The organism is Klebsiella sp. DY2415 (assembly GCF_026314315.1).
Taxonomy (GTDB): domain Bacteria; phylum Pseudomonadota; class Gammaproteobacteria; order Enterobacterales; family Enterobacteriaceae; genus Klebsiella; species Klebsiella ornithinolytica.
Genome location: NZ_CP111115.1, coordinates 2,922,026 through 2,945,931 on the forward strand (window position 1 = coordinate 2,922,026; position 23,906 = coordinate 2,945,931).

A 23,906-nucleotide genomic window follows, 5' to 3' on the forward strand; every position below is an offset into this window, starting at 1 on the left:
AGGCGTTGATGAAGTTTTTTCCGTCCCGTAAAGCCAACAAAGCGCGCAGCGAAATGTTCGACACTGCCCCGCTGCGCCTGCAGCGCGAAGAACAGCTGGACCGGCTGGCCAGCGATACCTTTGATATTTTGATTGTCGGCGGCGGCGTCACCGGTGCCTACACCGCGCTGGACGCCAGCCTGCGCGGCTACCGCGTGGCGCTGGTGGAAAAGAACGACTTTGCCTCCGGCACCTCGTCCAAATCATCAAAAATGGTCCACGGCGGCCTGCGCTATATCGAACAGGGGAATTTAGGGCTGGTGCGCCACTCGCTGCTTGAGCGTCAGCGTCTGCGCCGCAATGCCCGCCATCTGGTACAGCGCCTGCCGTTTATGTTTCCGGTGCTGGATAAAAACGGCATTTTCGACAAACGCATGGCCTCCGCCTTTGAGAGCCTGCTGTGGACTTACGATCTGGCCGGCGGCTGGCGAGAAGGCATTCTGCACCAGAAACTCACGCCGGCGGAGGTGCTCTCCCACTGTCCGACGCTGAATGAAGAGCAGCTTTCCGGCGGCTTTATGTACTTTGACGCCAGAGTCGATGACGCCCGGCTGACGCTGGCCCTGGTACGTACCGCCGCATTTCACGGGGCGGCGGTGGTGAACCATGCCCAGGCGATCGACACGACTCGCGATGGTCATGGCAAAGTGAACGGCGCGCGGGTCCGGGCCGACGATCGCGAGATCGCGGTCAAAGCCCGGGTGGTGATCATGGCCACCGGCGTGTGGCTGCGCGACTGGAATGGGCAGAAAAAAGGCGCCCCGTCGGCGCTACAAATCCGCCCGGCAAAAGGCGTCCATGTCGCGATTCCGTGGCTCAAAATTCGCAATGACTGCACAGTCACCATCCCCGTCGCCGGGCGCAAACGCCGCGCGACGATTACCCGCTGGGGCAATGTCTCCTATCTGGGCACCACCGATGAAGATTATCACGGTGATCTGGACGATGTGTGCTGCACCCGGGAAGAGCTGGATTTTCTGCTGGATGGAGCCAATTCCGCGCTCAAAACCCAGCTCACCGCGCAGGATGTGGTTGGCAGTATTGCCGGCTGCCGCCCGCTGATAGGCAGCCCCGGCGGAAAAACCGTGGAGCTGAAACGCAATCACGAAATTGATGTCGCGCCGGATGGCCTGATTACGATTGTCGGCGGCAAACTGACCACATCCCGGCATATGGCGGAACAGACCGTCGATGTGGCCGCGAAACTGCTGGGGCGCAAACGCGCCTGTTCCACCAAAAGCGCCTTTTTACTTGGCGCCGCCGGCTACGATCCGCAGGCTATTCTCGCTTCCGGCGGGCTCTCCGCCCACCTCGGCGAGCGTTATGGCGCCGAAGCCCATTTTGTCAGCGACCTCATCCACGCCAACCCGGCGTTAGAGACGCCGATTATTGCCGGTCTGCCCTACACCGAAGCCGAAGTGATTTACGCCATTCGTCATGAGCTGGCCGGCAGCGTCGACGACATTTTGTCACGTCGTTTACGCGCCCGGCTGATGGCGCGGGATGCCTCGGCGACCGCCGCCGACCGCGTCGGCGAACTCTTACAGCAGGAACTCAACCTGGCCCCGGCAGTCGTTGCGCAGCAAATTGCCGCCTACCGGGCCGCCGTTAAACATGAAAAATCCATCCTTATGGGGAGCGCAGAATGATCAGTAAAGAAGCGATTAAACGTGGTTATAACCGCGGTAATTATCTTGTCGGCGTCCACACGCCACCGGGTTGGGCCGCACAAAGCCAGGCCGAGGGCTGCGGGGACGGCATGCAACGTGACCCTGTCACTGTGAGTGACAGCGTGGTAGACCAGCTGCGCAGCGTAGCCAACGAGGTGCTCACCGCCCGTCATGATGTCGTGAGCTGGACCCGCGACTGGTGGGCCGGCTCGATGATCGCCGAGACCGATGGCAACCCGGCAACCCCCATTGCGGTTATCGTCCGCGTCTCCCGCGTCGAACAGGTTCAGGAGGTGGTCAGCATCGCCCATCGCTACCATCTGCCGCTAACGGTTTCCGCCGGACGCAGCAACGTCACCGGCGCCGCGTTGCCGGTACGCGGCGGCATTGTGCTCGACGTTTGTGATCTCAACCAGCTGCTGAGCTTTGACCCGGACAGCCAGATTGTAGAGGTAGAAGCCGGGATGTTTGGCGATATCTTCGAGCAAACCATTCAGCAGGAGTACGGCATGACGATGGGCCACTGGCCCTCTTCGTTTGGCATCAGCACGGTGGGCGGCTGGGTCGCCTGTCGCGGCGCCGGTCAGCTGTCGACCCGCTACGGGAAAATTGAGGATATGGTATACGGCATGGATGTGGTGCTGGCTGACGGGCGCTTAATTACCGTCGGCGGTGCGCCGCGCAGCGCCACCGGACCGGACATTCAGCAGCTGTTTATCGGCTCTGAAGGTACGCTGGGCGTCATTGTGCGCGTACGCCTGAAACTGCATCGCCTGCCGGAGTATGGCCGCGCCATCGCCTGGGGTTTCGCCAGCTTTGCCGACGGCCTCGAAGCCTGCCGACAGATCCTCCAGCATGGCGCAACCCCCGCCGCCCTGCGGCTGTACGATAATCTCGAAAGCGGCGTGCAGTTCTCCTTACCGGAGACCAACGTTCTGTTGATTGCCGATGAAGGTGAAAAGGAGCTGGTGGACGCGGTGATGGCCATCTCGGCGCGCGTCTGTGAGCAATGCCAGGGACAGCCGCTGGAGAGCGATCCGATATTTGAGCGTTGGCTGGATACCCGCTATCTCACCGGGAAGAGCGCCGAAGGCTTTGCACGCAGCCCAGGCCTGGTGGCCGATACCCTGGAGATGGTTGGCCGCTGGCGCGATCTGGCCGCTATCTATGAGGAGGTCGTCGCCGCCATTAACGCCGTCCCGGGTACCCTCGCCGGCTCCGCCCATCAGTCTCACGCCTACGTCGATGGCGCCTGTCTCTACTTTTCGCTGCGCGGAGATGTCGCCGTTAAGGAGCGAGCGGCCTGGTATCGCGCTGCCTGGGATGCGGCAAACGCGGTGCTGATTCGCCACAACGCGTCTCTCAGCCATCATCATGGAGTAGGTTTATTGCGTTCGCCTTATATGCAGGCCGCCTTAGGTGAAACCCTGAAGGTGATGGCGGAGATCAAAGCCGCACTCGATCCACACCGTATTCTCAATCCGGGGAAACTGGGGTTGAGCGATGAATACGTTTCGCGCCCGGCAGGTCAACAATGATCAAAAACCTCGGCACGCAGCTGGCGTGCCACCCAATGATTATGGCGATCTACGGCATCGACCAGTTAAAAGTGGCGCTCACCAGCCGGGCGCTGGTCTGCATTATTGCCAATATCGATCTGATTAAACTTCAGCCGGTGATTACCCTGCTGGCAAAGGCAGACAAGTATGTGATCGTCAATATCGACAGCTGCAACGGCCTGTCGCAGGATAAAGGCGGGATCGACTATATTGCCGAAACCGGCGCCATGGGGCTGCTCTCCACGCGCCTGCAGACCGTGCAGCGGGCCAAAAAAAGCGGGCTGGTGACGATGCAAAAGATCTTTGTCACCGACCGTTCGACCTGGCTGCGCAGTCTGCATGCGCTGGAGCAGAGCGAGCCCGATTATGTGCAGCTGATGCCGGCCCCGATGCTGGCCATGCTGCCGCAGGCCGATCGCCAGCGCCTGCCGCCAATTGTCGCATCCGGATTTGTCAGTAACGAAGCGCAAATCCGCGCGGCGCTTGCCAGCGGCGCGACGGCAGTCTCCAGCAGCGACAGTGCGCTGTGGAATCTGCCCCTTTCATCGCAATAACGCGGAGCTCTCTATGGGAAATCAGCAGCTACAGGTCATCGCCCACTACTACACGCGTCCGGATGAGGTTGAGAACGTGGCAACCGCATTGCACGCCCTCGCCGCAGCCACCCGTCAGGAGACGGACAATCTCTCCTATGCCTTCTTTCAGTCCCTGGAAGATCGTCGCCACTTTGTGATCCTCGAGCGCTATCGTCACGCAGGCGGGCTCGATGCGCACCGGGCAACCCCGCATTTTCAGCACCTGGGCCTCGAAGTGATTGCCCCGTTGCTGGATAAAAAAGAGGTGCAGAGCTTTTTAATTCCGCAGACGGACAACGACAGATAAGGAGTCAGTATGCCCCCATCAGGAAAGGCCTTCACCTTCACCACCGTCGGGACCGTACTCGTCGAATGGCAAGGCGCGGCACGGCTGGGCGATATCGTCCGGCGCTACTTTCAGGCCCGGCGAATCTTACTGGTCACCGATCCCGGGCTGGTGAGCGCCGGCGTGCTGGCACCGGTGGAAGACGCCTTGTGCCGCAGCGGCTATACGATAACCCGATTCGACCGGGTCGTCGCCGACCCGCCCGCCGATTTGGCCGTGCGCGCGGCGGAACAGGCCCGTGAGGCACGCTGCGATATGGTCATTGGGATCGGCGGCGGCTCCTCGCTGGATGTGGCGAAAATGGCCGCCGTGCTCGCGCCGTCGCAGCAGCCGCTCGACGCGATGTACGGCATGGATAAGGTCGAAGGGACGCGTCTGCCGCTGATGCAAATCCCGACGACCGCCGGAACCGGCTCCGAAGTAACCAACATCGCGATTCTCACCACCGGTGAAAACAGCAAAATGGGCGTGGTGGCCCCGCAGCTGTATTGCGATGTGGTGCTGCTGGATGCCCACCTGACGCTCGGTTTGCCTCCGGTGCATACCGCGGCTGCCGCAATTGACGCCATGGTCCATGCTATCGAAGCCTACACCAGCGCCCATCAAAAAAATCCGCTATCGGATGCGCTGGCCCGCGAAGCGCTGCGGTTGATGACTCGTCATTTGCTCAACGCCTGTCGCCACGGGCAAGATCGCGAGGCGCGCGAGGGAGTGCTGCTCGGGGCGATGCTGGCCGGTCAGGCCTTTGCCAACGCGCCGGTGGCGGCCGTTCATGCGCTCGCTTACCCACTCGGCGGGCGCTATCACGTGCCCCACGGTCTCTCAAACGCCCTGATGCTGATCCCCGTTTTGCATTTCAATGCCCCCGTAGCGGGGGCGCTGTATGCAGAACTTGCGGCGGCTATCGGGCTGCAGACCTGCGGCGATGTGCAACGGGATAGCGCGGCATTCATCGCCGAAATGACCCGTCTTATCGTTGCCAGCGGCGCACCGCAGCGCTTGCGAGATGTCGGGGTAGATCAAGCTCAACTGCCGCTGCTCGCCCGGGATGCCATGCAGCAAACCCGGCTGTTGGTGAATAACCCGGTGACGGTCAACGAGGAGGATGCGCTGCGGCTTTATCAACAGGCCTTTTAAGGCTTTTCGCGCCGCGGATTTACCCATGAACGCGGCGCGCTTTTATCTCCTGCCTGCGGGCCGACCGGCCGCAGAAACAAGCCGCTCGGGGATCATCATCAGCGCGTCGACAGGCTGGCTCCCGCGATAAAAGCCATAACAGTCAGGCAACTGTTATCACAAAAAATAGCCTTTCTGCCTCTGCAACCCGAAACTCTCGCCGCCTAGAATTGCGCTGAATCAATTTTCTTGCGGAGTTCTGCATGTTCGGTCTTGATGCATTCCACCTGGCGCGAATTCAATTCGCCTTTACCGTCTCATTTCACATTATCTTTCCTGCCATTACCATCGGCCTGGCCAGCTATCTGGCGGTACTGGAAGGGTTGTGGCTGAAGACAAAAAATCCTGTCTGGCGCTCGCTTTACCACTTCTGGTCAAAGATTTTCGCCGTTAACTTCGGCATGGGCGTCGTCTCCGGTCTGGTGATGGCCTACCAGTTCGGCACCAACTGGAGCGGTTTTTCCGAGTTTGCCGGCAGTATTACCGGCCCGCTGCTGACTTATGAAGTCCTGACCGCCTTCTTCCTTGAGGCGGGGTTCCTCGGGGTCATGCTCTTTGGCTGGAACCGCGTCGGTCCCGGCATGCACTTTTTCGCCACCTGTATGGTCGCGCTGGGGACCATCATCTCGACCTTCTGGATCCTCGCCTCCAACAGCTGGATGCAGACGCCGCAGGGGTTCGAAATCGTTAACGGCCAGGTGGTTCCCGTCGACTGGTTCGCGGTTATCTTCAACCCGTCGTTCCCGTATCGTCTGCTTCATATGACGGTGGCGGCTTTTCTCAGCAGCGCGCTGTTCGTCGGGGCCTCGGCGGCGTGGCATCTGCTGCGCGGTCACAACACGCCGGCGATTCGCGCCATGTTTTCAATGGCGCTGTGGATGACGCTTATCGTAGCCCCCATCCAGGCGATGATTGGCGATATGCACGGCCTGAACACCCTGAAACATCAGCCGGCAAAAATTGCCGCCATCGAGGGACACTGGGAAAACCGGCCGGGGGAACCGACGCCCCTGCTGCTGTTCGGCTGGCCGGATATGGCGCAGGAGCGCACCCGCTACGGACTTGAGATCCCGGCACTCGGTAGCCTGATCCTGACGCATAGTCTGGACAAACAGGTGCCTGCCCTGAAAGAGTTCGCGCCGCAAGACCGCCCCAACTCGACCATTGTCTTCTGGTCATTTCGCCTGATGGCCGGACTCGGCATGCTGATGATCCTGCTTGGGGCGCTTGCGCTGTGGCTGCGCTACCGCCAGCGTCTGTATCAGTCGAAGCCCTTCCTGCGCTTTGCCCTGTGGATGGGCCCTTCCGGGCTGATTGCCATTCTCGCAGGCTGGGTCACCACCGAAGTCGGCCGTCAGCCCTGGGTGGTGTATGGCGTACAGCGCACTGCTGATGCCGTCTCCGCCCATGGCGACCTGCATATGACTCTCAGTCTGCTGACCTTTTTCGTCGTCTATAGCTCGGTATTTGGCGTCGGCTACAGCTATATGCTGCGCCTGATCCGCAAAGGCCCGCAGACCTTCAATCCACCGCTCTCCGGTACCCCGGCCCGCCCGCTCTCCGCGGCAACGGAAGGTTTTCAGCATAAGGAGTCCCGCTAATGGGGATCGATCTTTCAGTTATCTGGTTCGTCATTATCGTCTTCGCCACCCTGATGTACATCGTGATGGATGGCTTCGATTTAGGGATCGGCATTTTGTTCTCGGCCACCCGCGATGCTGAAGACCGCGACGTCATGGTGAACAGCGTAGCGCCGGTCTGGGACGGCAACGAAACCTGGCTGGTGCTTGGCGGCGCCGGGCTGTTCGGCGCGTTTCCTCTCGCCTACGCGGTGATTATCGATGCGCTGGCGATCCCGCTGACGTTAATGCTAATCGGCCTGATTTTTCGCGGCGTGGCGTTTGAGTTTCGCTTCCAGGCAACGCCGTCACACCGCCCGTTCTGGGATCGCGCATTTCTCGGCGGCTCGCTGCTGGCCACCTTTTCTCAGGGCGTGGTTGTCGGGGCGGTCATCAATGGCTTTTCGGTAAGCGGTCGCGCGTTCAGCGGCGGGATGCTCGACTGGCTGACGCCGTTCACCCTGTTCTGCGGTCTGGGATTGACCATTGCCTATGCGCTGCTGGGCGCCACCTGGCTGGTCATGAAAAGCGAAAATCCGCTGCAGGACAAAATGCGCCATACCTCGCGAACGCTGCTACTGGCGCTGCTGATCGCCATCGCCATCATTAGCCTGTGGACACCGCTGGCGCAGCCGGCCATTGCCGCCCGTTGGTTCACGCTGCCGAACCTCTTTTTCCTGCTGCCGGTTCCCCTGCTGGTTGTGGCGCTCGGCGCCTGGCTGTGGCGGGATCTGCGCAACCCTGATCGCCATGCGCTGCCCTTTATTCTGACGCTGGGGCTGGTGTTTCTCGGCTTCAGCGGTCTGGGGATCAGTATCTGGCCGCATATTATCCCGCCGGGCATTACGCTGTGGCAGGCCGCCGCGCCGCCGCAGAGCCAGGGTTTCATGCTGGTAGGCGCCCTGCTGATTATTCCGGTGATCCTCGGCTATACCTTCTGGAGCTATTACGTGTTTCGCGGCAAAGTCCAACATGGCGAGGGGTATCATTGATGAATCAGTCACGACTGAAGCAACTATTATGGATGGTCGCGCTGTGGGGCACCAGCGTGCTGGCGCTGGGGGCAGTCAGTATGCTCTTTCGTTTTTTAATGACCGCGGCCGGGCTGAAAGTTTAATCCCCGACGCTGCGGATTACGCTGATTAGCAAGAACTCCATTGTCTCTCCATTTTTATTTGCTGAAATCTCAAGGCACATAAAGAATATAGGATGTAGTAATGAAAAAGAGTGTCTTGTTATCCGCGGCGATGTCGTTTGCGCTCTCTTCCCTGGCGTTTGCCGCCGATAATCCCCCGCCGCCTCCGGGGAAAGCGGTCGCAGGCCAGAAGCATAACGGCCACGATAAGAACCGGCAGCAGCACAGCGGTAAACGGCCAGCACAGGGCGCATCGCATAACGGCACACAGCCGCCGAAAGGCAAGCCGTCCGCACAGGGCAACAAACAGCCGTCGAAAGACGGCCAGCACAACGGCAATCCGTTGCCGCCGAAAAAATAATCACTCTCCGGCCCGACGCGTGTATCGCGCCGGGCTTTTTTTCGCCTTTCGTCAGGAAAGGCTGACGCAGACTTTGCTCTTCTTTGATAACCCAATAATAAAGCTCAAGAAATTCAGAGCATAGTAGCCCCACTCGTCTGTCACTGGAAATCGATATGCTCAGGAGATGCGTTTCGGCATTCGTGCTGATGTGTGCGTTATTTTCCGGCCATCTGCTGGCCCGCAAACAAGGACATGAATACTTCCCGGTACAAAGCCTCGAACAGCAGCTGCTGCACGAGGCCGACAGTGATGAACTGCGCAGCCAGCGGGACGAGGCCGCCGCCGATCTGCGCGAACGTCACCACTGGCAGAATGCGCGCAAACCGAAAATGCACTTCCGCCAGTAGCGTCTGCCGTCGATCAGACGCCTTTACGCTTCGGCAGAGTTTTCAACAGCTCATCCGGGCTGACCGAAGCAACCACGCTCCCCGGAAGCGGCATTTTCAAAATATGATTTTTCATTTTGCCGATAACGTGCATTTCGCACGGACGGCAGTCGAATTTCAGCGTCAGCACTTCATCCCCGTGAATGAGCTGCATTGGCGTCGCTTTCCAGCTCTTAATCGATCCCTTGGCCTGCTTCGGGCATAAATTGAAGGCAAAACGCAGACAGTGTTTCGTGATCATCACCGGCACGTCGCCCTTCTCTTGATGCGCTTCATAGGCCGCATCGATCAGCTTCACGCCATAGCGCTGGTAAAACGCACGCGCCTTATGGTTATAGACGTTGGCAAGGAACGACAGATGGGTGTCCGGGTAAACCGGCGGCGGGACGGAAACCGCTTTGCGCTGGCCGCGCGGCGCGGCTTTCACCCGCGCATCGTCCAGTCGTTCTACCGTTTCCCGACGCAGCTGGTTCAGCAGGCTATTCGGCACAAACAGCGCGCCGGGGAGATTGATCTGCACATCGCGGGCAAAATAGATCGTCTGTCCCAGCTTCGCCACGCCGTCCCGCAGGTTCGCCAGCGCTTTCTCCGCCTGGGTCGCTTCGGCAAACTCGCCGTCCAGGGTGTGGGTGACGCTGACGCCATCTTCGCAGGTCATCGTCAGCACCAGCTGCTCCTGCCAGCCGCTGAGGTCGATATCCACCGCAATTCGCCGCTCGCTGGAGGTTTTTTGCAAAGCCTGCTGCCAGTTATGGTCGAGGTTACGGTTCAGCACCTGGCGCGGCCGGACTTTATGCAGATCTGCCGGCATCTCGTTCGGCCAGACGCGATAGCGATTTTCGCCGGTTTTTTCCACCGTGTTGGCGCGGAAACCGACGATTTCGCGCTTAATCATCACGTTGAGGCCATCGCCGTTGGTCAGCGCTTCGCTCACTTCAACATCGAGGTGGTCTTTCGCCACTTTCAGCACTTCACCCACCGGCAGGCCGATAAATTTCGGCGAATCAAATGCGCCGATGTCACCTTTGCGCGCATTAACAAAGTAGTCGGTGCTGCCGCGATGGAAGGTTTTGTCGGTGGAGGGAACGAAAAAGTGTTCGGTGCGTCCGGCGGACGAACGCATCAGATCGCCGCGATCTTCAATAATCGCGTCGAGCATCTGACGATAGTGCGCGGTAATGTTCTTCACGTAGCTCATATCTTTGTAGCGCCCTTCAATTTTGAAGGAGCGCACGCCGGCATCGATCAACTGGGCCAGGTTGGCGGTCTGATCGTTGTCTTTCATCGACAGGAGGTGTTTCTCATAGGCTACCACGCGACCCTGATCATCTTTCAGGGTATACGGTAAACGGCACGCCTGGGAGCAGTCGCCGCGGTTGGCGCTGCGCCCGGTCTGAGCATGGGAGATATTGCACTGCCCGGAATAGGCCACGCACAGAGCGCCGTGAATAAAGAACTCGATTGTCGCGTCGGTGTTGTCGTAAATCGCTTTAATCTGCTGCAGGTTCAGCTCGCGCGCCAGCACGATTTGGCTGAAACCGACGTCGGAGAGGAATTTTGCCTTCTCGACGCTGCGGATGTCACACTGGGTGCTGGCGTGGAGTTCAATAGGCGGAATATCCAGCTCCATCACCCCCATATCCTGCACGATCAGCGCATCAACGCCGGTTTCATACAGGTCGGTAATCAGTCGCTGCGCCGGTTCCAGCTCATCATCGTGCAGGATCGTATTCAGCGTCACAAAGATTTTCGCGCCGTAGCGATGGGCGAAAGGCACCAGCCCGGCGATATCGCTGAGGCTGTTGCTGGCGTTGTGGCGTGCGCCGAAACCCGGCCCGCCGATATAAACCGCGTCTGCGCCGTGTAAAATCGCTTCACGGGCGATCCCGACATCGCGGGCGGGGCTAAGAAGTTCAAGATGATGGTTGTGCAGGCGCATACGCTCGTCGTTATCCGTTATAGGGGGTCGAAATGGCGGCTATTGTAGTCAGAAGTGGGCAGAGACGAAATCATTTTCCATCACGCGGAAAAGGTGAATTTTCAGTTTCCAGCAAAGCATTGAAGGAAAAGGTATTTCCTTCGCAAAACGTCTACGGTTACAGTCATCACGTATTCCGGATTTTCCTCGTCACGTTGTGAGTGGTTACATTAATCATTTGATTGGCCGCAGGTTAAATACCCGCGGCTTTTTCTTTGGGATAATGAATCAGCGAGTGAAAATGGGCCGTTTGCACGCCGCTGTTACGATAAGCATGCGCCAGATCGCCGGCAAACCGCCGCCCTTCTCCGCTCGTTAGCGTCTGCCACTCCCCCTGCAGACACAAATCCAGCACGCCGCCGATCACCACCACATGTTCAATTACCCCTTTCTCGTGCGGCGTGGATTCGCTGAGCGCCCCGGGGGCGAGCGTAATCGAGAAGTGGTCAAAACGCAGCTCCGGGTCCCACGGGAAAAGGGGTGTCACCACCATCGCCTGCTGCTGCGGGTCAAAGGCGGTCGGCGCCGTCGATTCATCGGCCACGATAAACGCCGAGAACGGCACGTTCAGACCGGTGGCGATTTTCCACAAGGTCGCTACCGTCGGGCTGGATTCATTTCGCTCAACCTGCCCGAGCATCGCTTTTGACACCCCGGTCTCTTCCGCCAGTCGCGACAGACTCCAGCCCCGCTGTTGACGCAGCGTTTTCAGGGTCGTCGCCAGATGTTGCGCAATATTCATTCCACCTCCTGATATGCTCAGCAGAAATTATACGCGCATTGGTATGATTCTACAGGAAGTTTCGTCGGGAAACGCGCCTGGCGCGTCCGCGACGGCGATGACGACGGCATGAAAAGAGGGAAAAGATCATTGTGCGTTATAACGCACAATGCTACATTTTGCCGGATGTTATAACGCACAAGAGGTCACTATGCGCTCGTTCTCACTCCCGCTGCCGACGCTACTCGCCGGGTTTATCGCCGTCCTGGTGGGCTACGCCAGCTCGGCCGCCATTATCTGGCAGGCCGCCGCCAGCGCAGGGGCCAGCGCGAGTCAGATCGCTGGCTGGATGACGGCCCTCGGCCTCGGGATGGGGGTCAGTACGCTGGCCCTCACGCTATGGCGCAAAGTGCCGATCCTCACCGCCTGGTCAACCCCCGGCGCGGCGCTACTGGTCAGCGGATTACAGGGGGTGACGTTGAACCAGGCGGTCGGCGTGTTTATCTTTGCGAATGGCCTGATGGTGCTATGCGGGCTGACCGGCCTTTTTGCCCGGCTGATGAAAATTATCCCCCACTCGCTCGCCGCCGCCATGCTGGCAGGGATTTTACTGCGCTTCGGTCTGCAGGCCTTCGCCACCCTTGAAGACCATCTTCTGCTGTGTGGCGGCATGCTGGCAGCCTGGCTGCTGTGTAAAGCGCTGTACCCGCGCTTTGCGGTGGTCGCGGCGCTGCTGGTCGGCGGCGTTATCGCCGTGTTCTCCGGCGACGTCACCGGGAGCCATATCAGCCTCGCTTTTGTCGCTCCGGAATATACCGCGCCGCAGTTTACCCCTTCGCTGCTCCTCAGCGTCGGGGTGCCGTTCTTCCTGGTCACCATGGCTTCGCAAAACGCCCCCGGCTTCGCCACGATGCAGGCTTCCGGTTATCGGGTACCCGTGTCGCCGCTGATTGTCGCCACCGCCGGCCTGGCGCTGATCCTGTCGCCTTTTGGCGTCTACTCCATCTGTATTGCCGCCATTACCGCCGCCATCTGCCAAAGTCCGGAGGCCCATCCCGATCCGCAGCGACGCTGGCTGGCCGCCGCCGCCGCGGGCGGTTTTTATCTGCTGGCCGGCCTGTTCGGCGGTTCGATTACCTCGTTGATGTCTGCCCTGCCGACGGCGTTGATTCAGATGCTGGCCGGGCTGGCGCTGCTCGGGACGCTTGGCGGGAGTCTGTTTCAGGCGCTGAATCAGGAGAATGAACGCGATGCGGCGGGGGTGACGTTTCTGGTCACCGCCAGCGGCGTGACTTTGGCGGGGATCGGCTCGGCCTTCTGGGGGCTGGCGCTCGGCGGCGCGAGTTTCGCCCTGCTGTCAGCGCTGCGCCGCACGTAACTGCGACGGCGTCAGACCGGTGGCGCTTTTCACCCGGTTACTGAAATGGCTGGCGGAGCTGAAACCGCAGGCCATCGCGATATCGGTCAACGGCCGGGCGCTGCGGCAGATGAGCTCCTGCGCCTTAACCATCCGCCGCTGCATCACATACTGGTGCGGCGCCATGTTCATTGACTGCCGGAACATCCGCGCGAAGTGATATTCGCTGAGCGCCGCCTCCTGCGCCAGATCGGCCAGCGTCAGCGGCTGATCCAGATTCTCCTCAACCCACGCCAGCAGATTACGCAGGACGTGCGGCGCCAGGCCGCCGCAGACCGTGGGCAACCGCCACTGAACGTTCGAATAGTGCTGAATAAGATGGGTCAGCAGCAGCGTGCTGGCGGAGCTTAAGGTCAACTGGTTAGCCTGCTGCTGCCAGTCGTAATCGAGAAGAAACTGGCGATAGACGGCGGTAATTTTATCATCCCGGGAAAAGGTCTGTTCCTGCAGACTGAACGACGCCGGGCTGCGGTCCCAGATCTGCTCGCCAACCCGACGCAAATGGTCATCGGTACAGTACAGATGCACGAACGAGAGGTCGCCGCGAATATCCCAGGTGCTCTCGGCTCCTTTTGGCATCAGGCAAAAACGATCCGGGCCGCCGCCGTTTTTCCAGCCCTGCGGCGTTTTCTGATAACTTTCGTAACCATCGGCAACGTAGAGGCTCAGCGTATGATGGTCGCTGCGCACCGTAACCGTATCGCGATTGTTATACCACGCCGCCAGTTGAATACCGGAGTTAAGCTCCACCGTCTCCCGCAGGACGGCTTTTTGTCGGCGTAATGTTTCGAACGTCCCGTAAGCCATGGCCTTCACACATCTGATTTCATAAACCTCTAGTCTATGAAGAGTCGGCAGCGGATACCAGATCTCTCCAGCCATTCGATAAAAATAAGCGCAAGAATTTGCAAGTCCAACCCGCAAGGATGACAGCGGCGGCGCGCAAAAACCGCCACACTGCCTCCCTGGAGTGTTTATGGGAGAAATATTTTGAACGCAATACTGTACGGGCTGGTGGTCGTTATCTGGGGAACGACATGGATTGCCATCTTTTTACAACAGGGGCCGGTCTCCGCGCCGGTCTCCATTTTCTGGCGGTTTGCGGTAGCCAGCGTCACGATGCTGGCGATTCTGCTGGCAACCCGTCGTCTGCGCCCGCTGGCGCTGCGCGATCATCTGTTCTGTGTACTACAGGGCTGCTGCGTCTTCTGTTTCAACTTCTGGTGCTTTTATACCGCCGCCGCACACATCAACACCGGTCTTGAATCGGTTATTTTTTCCATGGCGGTCCTGTTTAACGCCATCAACGGGTTTATTTTCTTCCGCCAGCAGCCGCCCGCGCGTTTCTGGCTAGCCGCCGCGCTCGGCCTTGTGGGGATTATCACGCTGTTCTGGGACGATCTGCTCAGTAACGGGCTCAACGCATCCTTGCTGTGGGGAATTGGTCTCAGCGCGCTGGGAACCTACGGTTTTTCTCTCGGCAACATGCTCAGTATGCGCCACCAGCGCCGTGGGCTGGAAACCCTGACTACCAACAGCTGGGCGATGCTCTACGGCACTCTGGTGATGGGGGCTATCGCTCTGGTGCGCGGCGATGATTTCACCCCCCAGTGGACGCTGAGCTATATGGGGGCGCTGCTGTACCTGGCGCTGTTCGGATCGGTGATTGCGTTCGGCGCTTACTTTACGCTGGTTGGCCGGATTGGCGCCGGCAAAGCCGCCTACAGTACCCTGCTGTTCCCGCTGGTGGCCCTGACGATTTCGACCTTTTACGAAGGCTACGTCTGGCACAGTAACGCGGTTATCGGGCTGGCGCTGATTCTGGTGGGGAACCTGGTGATGTTTGCCCGTCCCGAGCAGTGGTTCCTGCGCCGCAGACTGGCTTAATCTCTGCCTGTCGGCATAAAAAAGGTGCCCTCCCGAAGGGCGCCTTTCGTTGTTGCGGGCTTATTTCTGCGTCGGGTCAAATTTTACGGCATCGATCGCCATGTCATCAATCACCTGCTTCAGAGTATCAATGGTCATCGGCGTACTTTCGTTAGCCAGTGATTTCCCCTCGCCTTTGCGCACGACTTTGACCACCGGTTTGTTGGTCGCCGGGTCAATCAGTTCACCTTCGAAGTAGAGGTTGGTATCCATTGTACGATGCCCGGTTGCCATCTCTGTACCTGCCACCACCATGGCGACCGGAACCACTTCATAGAACTGCAGGCCTTCTTTGCTGGAATCCACGCCGGTGATGGCGCCGCGGAAAATCAGGCTGCGCGGTCCGGGTTTCGCCACCAGCGGTTTACGCTCGGCAATCGCCTGTTTCATCTGCTGGTTGGTGTAATTAAGAATATCGCGCAGCGCCTTTTCCCCGACCTGAGTAGACGGTTTAGGCACCGGATAATAGGTGATCGGGTTATAGACAATACTGTCGTAGTTTTGCGGATTGTAATCCGCAGAGATCCAGCGCAGTTCTGCTTTACCAGACGCTGACGTCGTTTCTTTTAAGTTTGAATAGTCTTTTAAGAAACCAGAATATTTTTCCGGCGCGGCAATTTTTGAGGCGCAGCCCGTAAGAGCCAACAGACCAGCAAGTGCTGCCACTTTAAAAATGAAATGAGTACGCATGAGTGAATCCCTGTAAATGCAGTTGTCGGCGTGATTTATAGCAAAATACCAGGATAAGTTTTGTGACAAAAAAAGGGAACGTCAAACCTTTGAGAAAATAAATCCGCCACGACGGGCGGATTTACATTTGCTGTTTATTTTATATCGACCTGATAGAAAATATGCTTGCCAAAAGGATCAATTTCATAGTCAGAAACGTCTTTACGCACCGGTTCAAAAATAGTCGAGTGGGCAATCATCACCGCCGGCATTTGGTCATGCATCATCTGCTGCGCCTGTTTATACAGCGCTTCGCGTTTTGGACGATCGGTAATCGATTTTGCCTCGGCAATAATTTTATCAAACGGCTGATAGCACCATTTCGCCGAGTTCGAACCGCCGTTGGCCGACTGACAGGTAAATAGCGGCCCGAAGAAGTTGTCGGGATCGCCGGTCGCCGTGGTCCAGCCCATCAGCGCCGCCTGATGTTCGCCATCTTTTACCCGCTTCAGATATTCACCCCATTCATAGGTGGTGATTTTAGTCTGCACGCCGATTTTGGCCCAGTCGGCCTGAATCATCTCGGCCATCCGTTTGGCGTTAGGGTTATAAGGACGCTGCACCGGCATCGCCCACAGATCGATCGTTAGCGGACCGCTAATGCCCGCCTCCTGCAGCAGCGCTTTGGCTTTTTGCGGGTCAAAGTCATAATCTTTCAGCTCCGCGTCCGCGCTCCAGACGCCCGGCGGCAGCAGGTTTTTCGCCTGCGTACCGGTACCGTGGAACACCGCTTCAATAATCGCCGGTTTATTAATCGCCATCGCCAGGGCCTGACGTACTTTGACATTGTCCAGCGGGGGTTTTTGCGTATTAAAAGCAAGGAACCCGGTGTTCAATCCGGCCTTATTCAGTAATTGAATGTTTTTATTTTCCTTCATCCTCGGTAAATCGGCCGGATTAGGGAATGGCATCACCTGGCATTCATTCTTTTCCAGTTTGGCATAGCGCACCGAAGCATCCGGGGTAATGCTAAAAACCAGACGGTCGATTTTTGCTTTCCCCTGCCAGTAGTCCGGGAAGGCGGTATAAAGAATACGCGAATCTTTCTGATACTGCGCCAGCTTAAAGGGACCGGTGCCAAGCGGATCGGAATCGACGCGCTGCGGGGTACCGGCCTTCAGCATCGCATCCGCATATTCCGCCGATAAAACAGAGGCGAAATACCACGCCAGGTCTGCCACAAACGGCGCTTCGGCGCGGGCCAAAGTAAAGCGCACCGTATACTCATCAGGCTTATCAATAGCGGTAATTAACTGGCCAAACTCCAGGCTTTCAAAGTTAGAGTAGCTGCCGCCGGAGACGTTGTGATAAGGATGCTGCGGATCTTTTTGCCGCATGAAGGAGAAAATCACATCATCGGCATTAAAGTCGCGGGTGGGGGTGAAATATTTATTACTTTGAAACTTCACCCCTTTGCGTAAATGGAAGGTATACACTTTTCCGTCATCGCTCACCTCCCAGCTTTCCGCGAGACTCGGCTGCAATTCGGTGGTGCCCACCTTAAAATCAACCAGCCGGTTATAAACAGGTACCGCGCTGGCGTCCACGCTGGTGCCTGAGGTGTAGAGCTGAGGATTGAAATTCTCCGGCGATCCTTCGGAGCAGTAAACCAGCGTTTTTGCGCTCACGGCGGAACCGAACGTGAGTGCCGTTATTGTCAGAGCAAGCGTGGTGAGTTTGCGTTGCATAACGTTTTCCTTTTTTAATTTGTCAGCTAATGAATAGCTTGTTGTTTTCCTGCCCATACATAACACTAAAGCCAGATTGCAAACACCTGAAAAAATAAATAAAGAAGGAATCACTATGTCATCTCCACTCGCCAGTCAATTGACCCAGCGTTTCTTCCGCTACCTTGCCATCAGCAGCCAAAGCGATCCGCGGGCCACCACGCTGCCAACCACGCCGGGACAAAATGAGATGGCCCGCGAACTTGCCGACGAGTTAAGCCGCCTTGGGCTGGACGATATCGTGATTGATGACCATGCCACCGTCACCGCGGTAAAAAGAGGGAATGTCCCGGGCGCGCCGCGGATTGGCTTTATCACCCATATCGACACCGTGGACGTCGGCCTGTCCCCGGACATTCATCCACAAATTTTGCGTTTTACCGGCGATGATCTGTGCCTGAATAGTGAAAAGCAGATCTGGCTGCGGGTTGCCGAGCACCCGGAGATTCTCGCCTACCCGGACGAAGAGATTATTTTCAGCGATGGCACCAGCGTGCTCGGCGCCGACAACAAATCGGCGGTCACGGTGGTGATGACGGTGCTGGAAAACCTGACGCCGGAACATCGCCACGGCGATATCGTGGTGGCCTTTGTCCCCGATGAAGAGGTGGGCCTGCGGGGGGCAAAAGCGCTGGACCTCAGCCGTTTTGCCGTCGATTTTGCCTGGACTATCGACTGCTGCGAGCTGGGCGAGATCGTGTATGAGAACTTTAACGCCGCGGCGGCGGAGATTCGCTTCACCGGCGTGACCGCCCATCCGATGTCCGCCAAAGGCGTGCTGGTCAACCCGCTGTTGATGGCCGCCGATTACATCAGCCATTTCGACCGGCTGCAGACCCCGGAACACACCGCCGGACGCGAAGGTTATGTCTGGTTTAATGGCATTCAGGGCGATCAAAACAGCACCCTGCTGCAGGCCAGCATTCGCGATTTCGACAGCGAGAGCTTTTTACGCCGTAAACAGCAGATTGGCGACGTCGCTGAAAAAATTGCCGCACAATACCCGACGGCCAGCGTCGAATTTTCGATCGGCGACACCTACAGCAACATCAGCAATGCCATTGGCGACGATCGCCGGGCTATTGACCTGATGTTCGAAGCCATGGAGAGCATTGGCGTAACGCCAAAGCCTACGCCGATGCGCGGCGGTACCGATGGTGCGGCGCTCTCGGCAAAAGGCCTGTTAACGCCCAACTTCTTCACCGGCGCGCACAACTTCCACTCGAAATTTGAGTTTTTGCCGCTGCGCGCCTTTGAAGCGTCGTACCACACCGCGTTCCAGCTCTGCCTGCTGGCGGCCCGTTAAGCCGGTTTTTGCGCCAGCATGGTGGCAAAACGCAGTTTGATACGATTGCCGTTGGCATCGGTGCGGTGCAGCTCGCCCACCTCTTCGTTGTACCTGAGGAACGACCAGCCGGCGTAGTAGCGTCGCAGTTCCTCAGGTTTAAAGGCAAACGGGAAGCCAACGGTGCAGGGATAATCGTCGGTGTCCATTGCCGCAACGATCAGGTTGTAGCCGCCCGGTCTGGTGCAACGCTGCATGTTGGCGATAAGCCCCGGAATAGTTTTCGCTTCAAGGAACATCAGTACTACGGTGGAGAGAATAAAGTCATATTCACCGTCGAAGCTTAAGCTATTCAGATCCTTGACCGCCGCCTGGAGATTGGTCAGTTCTTCCTGCGCACGAATACTCTCCAGATTATTGATGCTCATCGGGTTTTTGTCCCACGCCGTCACATCAAAGCCGTTTGCCGCCAGATAGAGGCTATTGCGTCCGTTGCCACACCCCAGATCCAGCGCTTTTCCCGGCGGCATCTGGGTCGCGGCATAGACCACTTCCGAGTGGGTACGGGTCAGCCCGTATTTATCAGTAAAGTAGTTTTCGTCACGGATAGTCATGATAAGTCCTTATTGTTTAATAATGTGGCCCGGTCGACGCGAATCAGCAATTTCCCCCGCAGCAACAGCAGAAACGTGCGCAGCAACAACAGTCCAATAATCAGATTGGTAAAGATAAACAACGGGATCGATAAGTAATGGAAGAAGCCGTTCGGCTGGCTGTGTCCGAGATGCAATCCGGTGCTGGCCAATGCGGAAATCCCAAACGAAAAGCTCCAGAAGGACGCATTGAACGGCTGCCGCAGGTACCACGGCATCAGACGTAACATAAACAGCAGTTGTAAAAGGCCGTAGCCAAACAGCAGTTTGGCAAAGGTATCCGCCTCTGCGCCGTTGACGCTGAGCCAGGCGCTGCACGCTACCAGCGCTGGCGCCAGCTGGATACCCAGCGAGGTCCGCATAGCCGCGGGCAGTTCGCCGTGGCTGCGTAATCGTTGCAGAATCACCGGCTCCAGGCTCAGCCATGAGAAGATCCCGGCGCCGAGAAACACCAGCCCGGCGTCGTTAAAGCCGAGCGCCCCGCAGGCCATCGCGCTGATGAAATTGTTCGCCACGGTCGGTAAATAGAGTCCCGGCGTGGTGGCGTCGCTCGGATGTTTTCCGCGCCACAATCCGGCGCTCTGCCAGGCGGAATAGCTCAGCTGGAGTACCACGCCAATGCCGAACAGCAGTAGCGAGAGCGGACGAAACCACGGCACGAAGCCGATAGCCACCAGCATCGTGGTGGCGGGAAACAGGCTGACAAAACTGCTGGCAACCGGATGGCGCATCTCCTGCAGCACGCTCCACGGAAAGCGAATGGCCCGGGAGATAAACGCTATCGTCAGCAGCGCCCAAATCATCGCCGCCAGCGCCACCAGACCATCGCCGATAGCCCGACTCACCGGCCAGAGGGTGCTGGCATAGCGCCACGCGAACCCCATGCCGATCGTGCCCAGCACCATACCAAAATAGCCCGCAGGTAAATTCAGAACCTGCCGTTCAAGCGGGTTTTTATTCATTTTATTTATTTTTTCAATTTATCTTTAAGTTGCATTTTAAAAGAACCTTATAAAACACGCTACGGAGATTTTTGCTATGTTTATGTTAACCAAAAGTAAAATAAAGCCTTGATAAGAGAAGTCCTGATGAACAAATATCGTCTGAGCGACAAGGTTCGCCTGTTTCACTATGAAGAGGACGGGATTAAACATAGCGTAAATCTGCGGCAAATTGTGGCCCTGCGTGATTTCGCCGATGTGCCGGCCGGCAGCGAAGGCGGCTGGCTGGACGATGAGTCGGCGCTGAGTCAGGCGGGCACCTGCTGGATTTACGACCCCAACAGCGCGGTGTTTGCCGGTGCGCGGATCGAAGGCAATGCGCGGCTGACGGGGACCTGCATCGTCAGCCACTTCGCGATCATCCGCGATGATGCATGGATCGACAGCGGTACCATCAGCCATCACGCCCTCATTTGTGACAATGTCACGCTTCAGGATTCCCGCGTTCGCGGCTTCTGCCGCCTCGCCGACCGGGCGCGCATTCTCCCCCACTGCCTGATTATCGCCGCCCAGGGATTGACCGCCGACCGCGACAAATTTTTGCAAATCTACCAGCGGGCGACGGTCAGCGCCTCACGCATCGTTCATCAGGCGCAGATTTACGGTGATGCCTTCGTGGAGCACGCCTTTGTTGAGCATCGGGCGGAGATATTTGACTATGCCCGGCTGGAAGGCAACGAAGAAAACGATGTCTGGGTCTGCGATAACGCCAGAGTCTACGACCATGCGCGGCTGATTGCCGGACGCGCTGAGGATGCGATACCGACGCTACGCTACAGTTCGCAGGTGGCAGAAAACGCCGTGGTTGAGGGCAACTGCGTGCTTAAACATCGGGTGATGGTGGGCGGCCACGCCCGGCTATGCGGCGGCCCGATCCTGCTGGATGACGACGTGCTGGTGCAAGGCCACGCCCACATCAGTGGCGATGTGGTGATCGAACATCGGGTTGAAATTACCGACAACGCGCGGATTGAGGCGCTGAACGGCGATGCGATTCATCTGCGCGGCCGCAAAGTGATCAACGGCGCGCAGCAGATTACCCGCACGCCGCTGCTGGGATCGCTGTAGCGCGGTATTCCGGCCCAGGCATGACGCCGCACGCCGGGATACCTTATTATCATTATCAGGACGCGGGGCTATCGATAATCCGCCCGTAGATATTCTGATCGTCATAAGCGCCGTTCAGGTACTCGGCCTGTTTCAGACAGCCTTCGAGGGTAAAGCCATTGCGCAGCGCCACCTGGTTACTCTTGTGGTTAGCCACCCGACATTTAATCACGAAGCGCCGGACTTCGCCGCGGCGAGCGTAGTAGTGCATAAACGCCTGCAGCGCCTGGGAAAGCAGCCCTTGTCCCTGGTGATGTTCATCAATCCAGTAGCCGATATAACCCGTTTTATTCAGCGGTTCAATCTGGTTGAACGACAGCACACCCACCATCTCATCGCGCAAAAACAGTAAAAACATTTTAGCGTAACCGCGCTGGTGCAGCATGACGTTCCCCTGTACGTGGCGACGGGTTTCATCTTCACTGTCAACCGCGGCGGGCCAGCTGAGCGAATGCTGTAGCCAGTGTTTATTCTTCTCCACCAACTGATGTAAGTCGGTAACGTAGCGCTCATCCACCGCGCGCAGCGTCAGTTGCCCGGACACCGGGATTATTTCAGGAACGGGGATCTTTTCTGCGGACATGACTATCTCTCACTGCGGGAAAACCCGTCCACGGCACGCAGACAGGCAACCGCGACGGTTACTTCATGACCCGGTCATCAACGTAGTTGCGTTTATCCGGAGCCGGCGGGAAATACTGATACAGCCAGGTCTCACTGATGGCCTCGCCCTGGCAGCGCAGGAACATGCGCATTTCCACCGGGTCGGTGGAATCGTTGGTCGGGTACCAGTCAAACTGGATGCGATAGCCATCGAACGGCTCAACGTACAGAATCTCGATCTGCTTCGCTTCACCGTTAGACAGGGTAATCACCGGTTCGATGCCTTTTGGCGCAGCGGCCTTCAGGTCGCCACCGACGAAATCAATGGCAAAGCGGCGCGCCCATTTGTCCGGATAGTGTTCGCCCGGCGCCCAGCCTTCCGGGAAACCGCCCATTCCGGTGCGGGTGGCCATCACGCGAGCCAGCGGAGAACGCACCGGCGGCTGTGCGCTCCAGTACAGGCGATAGCTAAAGTCCAGCTCATCACCGGCCTTGATCGCTTTTTCCGGCTGCCAGAAGCAGACGATGTTATCCAGCGTCTCACCGGTGGTGGGGATCTCCATCAGGCTGACGGCCCCTTTGCCCCACTGGTTACGCGGCTCGACCCACAGACTCGGACGCTTGTTGTACCAGCCCATGATGTCCTGGTAATGGCTGAAATCGCGGTCAAGCTGCAGCAGACCAAAGCCGCGCGGGTTCTTGTCCTGGAAGGCGTTGAACTGCAGTTTTTGCGGGTTGTTCAGCGGGCGACAGACCCACTCGCCGTTACCGAGCCACATGGCGAGGCGGTCGGAGTCGTGAATTTGCGGGTGGATGGTGTCGCACATCCGGCGCTCGTTGTTGCCGCAGCTGAACATACTGGTCATCGGCGCGATACCCAGCTGTTTGATATCTTTGCGGGCGTAGATGTGGTTTTCCACATCCATAATCACCTGCGTCTCCTGGCAGTTGATCACAAATTTATAGGCGCCGGTGACGCTCGGGCTGTCGAGCAGCGCGTAAACGGTAAAGACGGTGGCGCCCGGCTTGACGGTTTCAAACCAGAACGAGGTAAAGTCCGGGAACTCTTCCGGGGTGTCGGTAAAGGTATCCACCGCCAGACCGCGGGCGGAGAGCCCGTACTGGTAGGTGCTGTCCACCGCGCGGAAGTAGCTCGCGCCGAGGAACGCCACGATATCGCGACGCGCCAGCTCCGGCGCTTTAAACGCGCGGAAACCGGCAAAACCGAGGTCGGTTTGCCCTACCAGCTGTTTGGTGTCTACGCCGGCGTTATTGTAGTTAAACAGTTCCGGACGGAAGTGAATCTCCCGCGCCTGCTGAGTTTGCGAATCCAGCGAGAACATGCGCACGCGGCGGCGAAAACCCATGCCGACGTGGAAAAACTGGATGTCCAGCTTGCGGTCGTCGATGTTATTCCACAGCGAATGTCCCGCATCGTACTGAATGCTGTTGTAGGCCTGCGGAGTCAGATTGGCCAGCGTGGGCGGCAGGTCGCGCGGGGCGCCGCCCCACGGCTGACGCGACAGATCGTGGGCCATCGATTGCAAAACGGTAAAGTCAAAACGGCGCGTCATCCCATCAGCAATGCCCGATTCCTCGGCAAGCGCGGCGTTAGAAAAAAGTGAAGCGACTCCTGATGTTCCGCATACGGCGGCAACAGCCATGGAAGATTTGAGAAAACGTCTGCGATTCATGCCTGAGAAAGCGTCCTTCTGTTATGCCAATTGGTCGACAACGCGACAAACAGATGCGTCGTGAATTTCGCCCACTCTAGACAAAAACGATTGATAATCCAATTGTTGGCGACAGAAAAAGCGTGAAAAAATTCTCGCCATCGGAGCAGACTGAATC

General features: G+C 58.0%; 23 protein-coding genes. 14 read left to right on the forward strand and 9 right to left on the reverse strand.

Annotated elements, in window-relative coordinates; all coding sequences use genetic code 11:
- Positions 1-8 precede the first annotated feature (8 nt).
- The 10 genes from OQV00_RS13805 (at position 9) to OQV00_RS13850 (ending at position 8,869) form a co-directional block, all read left to right on the forward strand.
- Entirely contained in the window at positions 9-1,688 is a 1,680-nt protein-coding gene (locus OQV00_RS13805) for a glycerol-3-phosphate dehydrogenase/oxidase (protein ID WP_004861523.1), read from the forward strand.
- Positions 1,685-3,247: an FAD-binding oxidoreductase gene (locus OQV00_RS13810; RefSeq protein ID WP_054829384.1), complete on the forward strand. Its 1,563-nt coding sequence runs from the start codon at positions 1,685-1,687 to the stop codon at positions 3,245-3,247. The genes OQV00_RS13805 and OQV00_RS13810 overlap by 4 nt, the downstream gene beginning before the upstream one ends.
- Positions 3,244-3,822: a glycerol-3-phosphate responsive antiterminator gene (locus OQV00_RS13815; RefSeq protein ID WP_266278756.1), complete on the forward strand. Its 579-nt coding sequence runs from the start codon at positions 3,244-3,246 to the stop codon at positions 3,820-3,822. Before OQV00_RS13810 ends, OQV00_RS13815 begins: the two co-directional genes overlap by 4 nt.
- Before the next feature lie 13 nt (positions 3,823-3,835).
- Positions 3,836-4,150 carry a putative quinol monooxygenase gene (locus OQV00_RS13820; RefSeq protein ID WP_004861516.1) on the forward strand — a complete coding sequence of 105 codons (315 nt, stop codon included), beginning with the start codon at positions 3,836-3,838 and terminating at the stop codon, positions 4,148-4,150.
- A 9-nt stretch (positions 4,151-4,159) separates the two neighbouring features.
- Positions 4,160-5,326 carry an iron-containing alcohol dehydrogenase gene (locus OQV00_RS13825; protein WP_032717383.1) on the forward strand — a complete coding sequence of 389 codons (1,167 nt, stop codon included), beginning with the start codon at positions 4,160-4,162 and terminating at the stop codon, positions 5,324-5,326.
- A 242-nt stretch (positions 5,327-5,568) separates the two neighbouring features.
- Entirely contained in the window at positions 5,569-6,966 is a 1,398-nt protein-coding gene (locus OQV00_RS13830; protein WP_015584425.1) for a cytochrome ubiquinol oxidase subunit I, read from the forward strand.
- Complete coding sequence (gene cydB / locus OQV00_RS13835) at positions 6,966-7,976, forward strand: cytochrome d ubiquinol oxidase subunit II (RefSeq protein WP_152308642.1); 1,011 nt, start codon at positions 6,966-6,968, stop codon at positions 7,974-7,976. The genes OQV00_RS13830 and cydB overlap by 1 nt, the downstream gene beginning before the upstream one ends.
- On the forward strand, positions 7,976-8,101 hold the full coding sequence (locus tag OQV00_RS13840; RefSeq protein WP_004861503.1) for a DUF2474 domain-containing protein: 126 nt from the start codon (positions 7,976-7,978) through the stop codon (positions 8,099-8,101). Before cydB ends, OQV00_RS13840 begins: the two co-directional genes overlap by 1 nt.
- A gap of 100 nt (positions 8,102-8,201) precedes the next feature.
- Entirely contained in the window at positions 8,202-8,480 is a 279-nt protein-coding gene (locus OQV00_RS13845; protein WP_266278759.1) for a hypothetical protein, read from the forward strand.
- Between the two features lie 155 nt (positions 8,481-8,635).
- A complete protein-coding gene (locus OQV00_RS13850) occupies positions 8,636-8,869 on the forward strand; it encodes a DUF2554 family protein (protein ID WP_004861498.1) in 234 nt (77 codons plus the stop codon).
- Between the two features lie 13 nt (positions 8,870-8,882).
- Here the strand turns inward: OQV00_RS13850 and OQV00_RS13855 are convergent, their stop codons facing one another.
- Positions 8,883-10,847: a peptidase U32 family protein gene (locus tag OQV00_RS13855; RefSeq protein WP_015584428.1), complete on the reverse strand. Its 1,965-nt coding sequence runs from the start codon at positions 10,845-10,847 to the stop codon at positions 8,883-8,885.
- Positions 10,848-11,079: 232 nt separating this feature from the next.
- Positions 11,080-11,628, reverse strand: a complete 549-nt coding sequence (locus OQV00_RS13860) for a helix-turn-helix domain-containing protein (protein ID WP_266278761.1) — start codon at positions 11,626-11,628, stop codon at positions 11,080-11,082.
- 190 nt (positions 11,629-11,818) lie between these two features.
- On the opposite strand from OQV00_RS13860, the gene OQV00_RS13865 reads away from it, so the two are divergent.
- A complete protein-coding gene (locus OQV00_RS13865; RefSeq protein WP_266278763.1) occupies positions 11,819-12,985 on the forward strand; it encodes a benzoate/H(+) symporter BenE family transporter in 1,167 nt (388 codons plus the stop codon).
- Here the strand turns inward: OQV00_RS13865 and OQV00_RS13870 are convergent.
- Positions 12,965-13,831: a helix-turn-helix domain-containing protein gene (locus OQV00_RS13870; protein WP_163980019.1), complete on the reverse strand. Its 867-nt coding sequence runs from the start codon at positions 13,829-13,831 to the stop codon at positions 12,965-12,967. The two genes, OQV00_RS13865 and OQV00_RS13870, sit on opposite strands and share 21 nt — an antisense overlap.
- A gap of 183 nt (positions 13,832-14,014) precedes the next feature.
- On the opposite strand from OQV00_RS13870, the gene OQV00_RS13875 reads away from it, so the two are divergent.
- On the forward strand, positions 14,015-14,911 hold the full coding sequence (locus tag OQV00_RS13875) for a DMT family transporter (RefSeq protein WP_004861483.1): 897 nt from the start codon (positions 14,015-14,017) through the stop codon (positions 14,909-14,911).
- A gap of 60 nt (positions 14,912-14,971) precedes the next feature.
- Here OQV00_RS13875 and OQV00_RS13880 read toward each other — a convergent pair whose 3' ends face one another.
- Complete coding sequence (locus OQV00_RS13880; RefSeq protein ID WP_064357102.1) at positions 14,972-15,640, reverse strand: DUF3313 domain-containing protein; 669 nt, start codon at positions 15,638-15,640, stop codon at positions 14,972-14,974.
- A gap of 134 nt (positions 15,641-15,774) precedes the next feature.
- Entirely contained in the window at positions 15,775-17,367 is a 1,593-nt protein-coding gene (locus tag OQV00_RS13885) for an ABC transporter substrate-binding protein (protein ID WP_015584430.1), read from the reverse strand.
- A 115-nt stretch (positions 17,368-17,482) separates the two neighbouring features.
- On the opposite strand from OQV00_RS13885, the gene pepT reads away from it, so the two are divergent.
- Positions 17,483-18,712, forward strand: a complete 1,230-nt coding sequence (gene pepT, locus OQV00_RS13890) for a peptidase T (RefSeq protein WP_163980021.1) — start codon at positions 17,483-17,485, stop codon at positions 18,710-18,712.
- Here the strand turns inward: pepT and tehB are convergent.
- Together tehB and tehA are read right to left on the reverse strand one after the other, a co-directional pair.
- Entirely contained in the window at positions 18,709-19,305 is a 597-nt protein-coding gene (gene tehB, locus OQV00_RS13895) for a tellurite resistance methyltransferase TehB (RefSeq protein WP_126509742.1), read from the reverse strand. The two genes, pepT and tehB, sit on opposite strands and share 4 nt — an antisense overlap.
- Positions 19,302-20,306: a dicarboxylate transporter/tellurite-resistance protein TehA gene (tehA, locus tag OQV00_RS13900; RefSeq protein ID WP_032717381.1), complete on the reverse strand. Its 1,005-nt coding sequence runs from the start codon at positions 20,304-20,306 to the stop codon at positions 19,302-19,304. The genes tehB and tehA overlap by 4 nt, the downstream gene beginning before the upstream one ends.
- A 126-nt stretch (positions 20,307-20,432) precedes the next feature.
- Between tehA and ydcK the strand changes: the two genes are divergently transcribed.
- A complete protein-coding gene (ydcK, locus tag OQV00_RS13905; RefSeq protein WP_004861463.1) occupies positions 20,433-21,413 on the forward strand; it encodes a YdcK family protein in 981 nt (326 codons plus the stop codon).
- Between the two features lie 55 nt (positions 21,414-21,468).
- Here ydcK and rimL read toward each other — a convergent pair whose 3' ends face one another.
- Both rimL and OQV00_RS13915 read right to left on the reverse strand, forming a co-directional pair.
- On the reverse strand, positions 21,469-22,035 hold the full coding sequence (rimL, locus tag OQV00_RS13910; protein ID WP_004861460.1) for a 50S ribosomal protein L7/L12-serine acetyltransferase: 567 nt from the start codon (positions 22,033-22,035) through the stop codon (positions 21,469-21,471).
- A 58-nt stretch (positions 22,036-22,093) separates the two neighbouring features.
- Positions 22,094-23,749 (reverse strand): glucan biosynthesis protein D, encoded by a 1,656-nt coding sequence (locus OQV00_RS13915; protein WP_004861457.1) that lies wholly within the window; start codon positions 23,747-23,749, stop codon positions 22,094-22,096.
- Positions 23,750-23,906 lie beyond the last annotated feature (157 nt).

Excerpts from the sequence above, each read along its gene's own strand:
- OQV00_RS13805 (WP_004861523.1), top strand. The coding sequence starts at position 9 with ATGAAGTTTTTTCCGTCCCGTAAAGCCAACAAAGCGCGCAGCGAAATG.
- OQV00_RS13810 (WP_054829384.1), top strand. The coding sequence starts at position 1,685 with ATGATCAGTAAAGAAGCGATTAAACGTGGTTATAACCGCGGTAATTAT.
- OQV00_RS13815 (WP_266278756.1), top strand. The coding sequence starts at position 3,244 with ATGATCAAAAACCTCGGCACGCAGCTGGCGTGCCACCCAATGATTATG.
- OQV00_RS13820 (WP_004861516.1), top strand. The coding sequence starts at position 3,836 with ATGGGAAATCAGCAGCTACAGGTCATCGCCCACTACTACACGCGTCCG.
- OQV00_RS13825 (WP_032717383.1), top strand. The coding sequence starts at position 4,160 with ATGCCCCCATCAGGAAAGGCCTTCACCTTCACCACCGTCGGGACCGTA.
- OQV00_RS13830 (WP_015584425.1), top strand. The coding sequence starts at position 5,569 with ATGTTCGGTCTTGATGCATTCCACCTGGCGCGAATTCAATTCGCCTTT.
- cydB (WP_152308642.1), top strand. The coding sequence starts at position 6,966 with ATGGGGATCGATCTTTCAGTTATCTGGTTCGTCATTATCGTCTTCGCC.
- OQV00_RS13840 (WP_004861503.1), top strand. The coding sequence starts at position 7,976 with ATGAATCAGTCACGACTGAAGCAACTATTATGGATGGTCGCGCTGTGG.
- OQV00_RS13845 (WP_266278759.1), top strand. The coding sequence starts at position 8,202 with ATGAAAAAGAGTGTCTTGTTATCCGCGGCGATGTCGTTTGCGCTCTCT.
- OQV00_RS13850 (WP_004861498.1), top strand. The coding sequence starts at position 8,636 with ATGCTCAGGAGATGCGTTTCGGCATTCGTGCTGATGTGTGCGTTATTT.
- OQV00_RS13855 (WP_015584428.1), bottom strand. The coding sequence starts at position 10,847 with ATGCGCCTGCACAACCATCATCTTGAACTTCTTAGCCCCGCCCGCGAT.
- OQV00_RS13860 (WP_266278761.1), bottom strand. The coding sequence starts at position 11,628 with ATGAATATTGCGCAACATCTGGCGACGACCCTGAAAACGCTGCGTCAA.
- OQV00_RS13865 (WP_266278763.1), top strand. The coding sequence starts at position 11,819 with ATGCGCTCGTTCTCACTCCCGCTGCCGACGCTACTCGCCGGGTTTATC.
- OQV00_RS13870 (WP_163980019.1), bottom strand. The coding sequence starts at position 13,831 with ATGGCTTACGGGACGTTCGAAACATTACGCCGACAAAAAGCCGTCCTG.
- OQV00_RS13880 (WP_064357102.1), bottom strand. The coding sequence starts at position 15,640 with ATGCGTACTCATTTCATTTTTAAAGTGGCAGCACTTGCTGGTCTGTTG.
- OQV00_RS13885 (WP_015584430.1), bottom strand. The coding sequence starts at position 17,367 with ATGCAACGCAAACTCACCACGCTTGCTCTGACAATAACGGCACTCACG.
- pepT (WP_163980021.1), top strand. The coding sequence starts at position 17,483 with ATGTCATCTCCACTCGCCAGTCAATTGACCCAGCGTTTCTTCCGCTAC.
- tehB (WP_126509742.1), bottom strand. The coding sequence starts at position 19,305 with ATGACTATCCGTGACGAAAACTACTTTACTGATAAATACGGGCTGACC.
- tehA (WP_032717381.1), bottom strand. The coding sequence starts at position 20,306 with ATGAATAAAAACCCGCTTGAACGGCAGGTTCTGAATTTACCTGCGGGC.
- ydcK (WP_004861463.1), top strand. The coding sequence starts at position 20,433 with ATGAACAAATATCGTCTGAGCGACAAGGTTCGCCTGTTTCACTATGAA.
- rimL (WP_004861460.1), bottom strand. The coding sequence starts at position 22,035 with ATGTCCGCAGAAAAGATCCCCGTTCCTGAAATAATCCCGGTGTCCGGG.
- OQV00_RS13915 (WP_004861457.1), bottom strand. The coding sequence starts at position 23,749 with ATGAATCGCAGACGTTTTCTCAAATCTTCCATGGCTGTTGCCGCCGTA.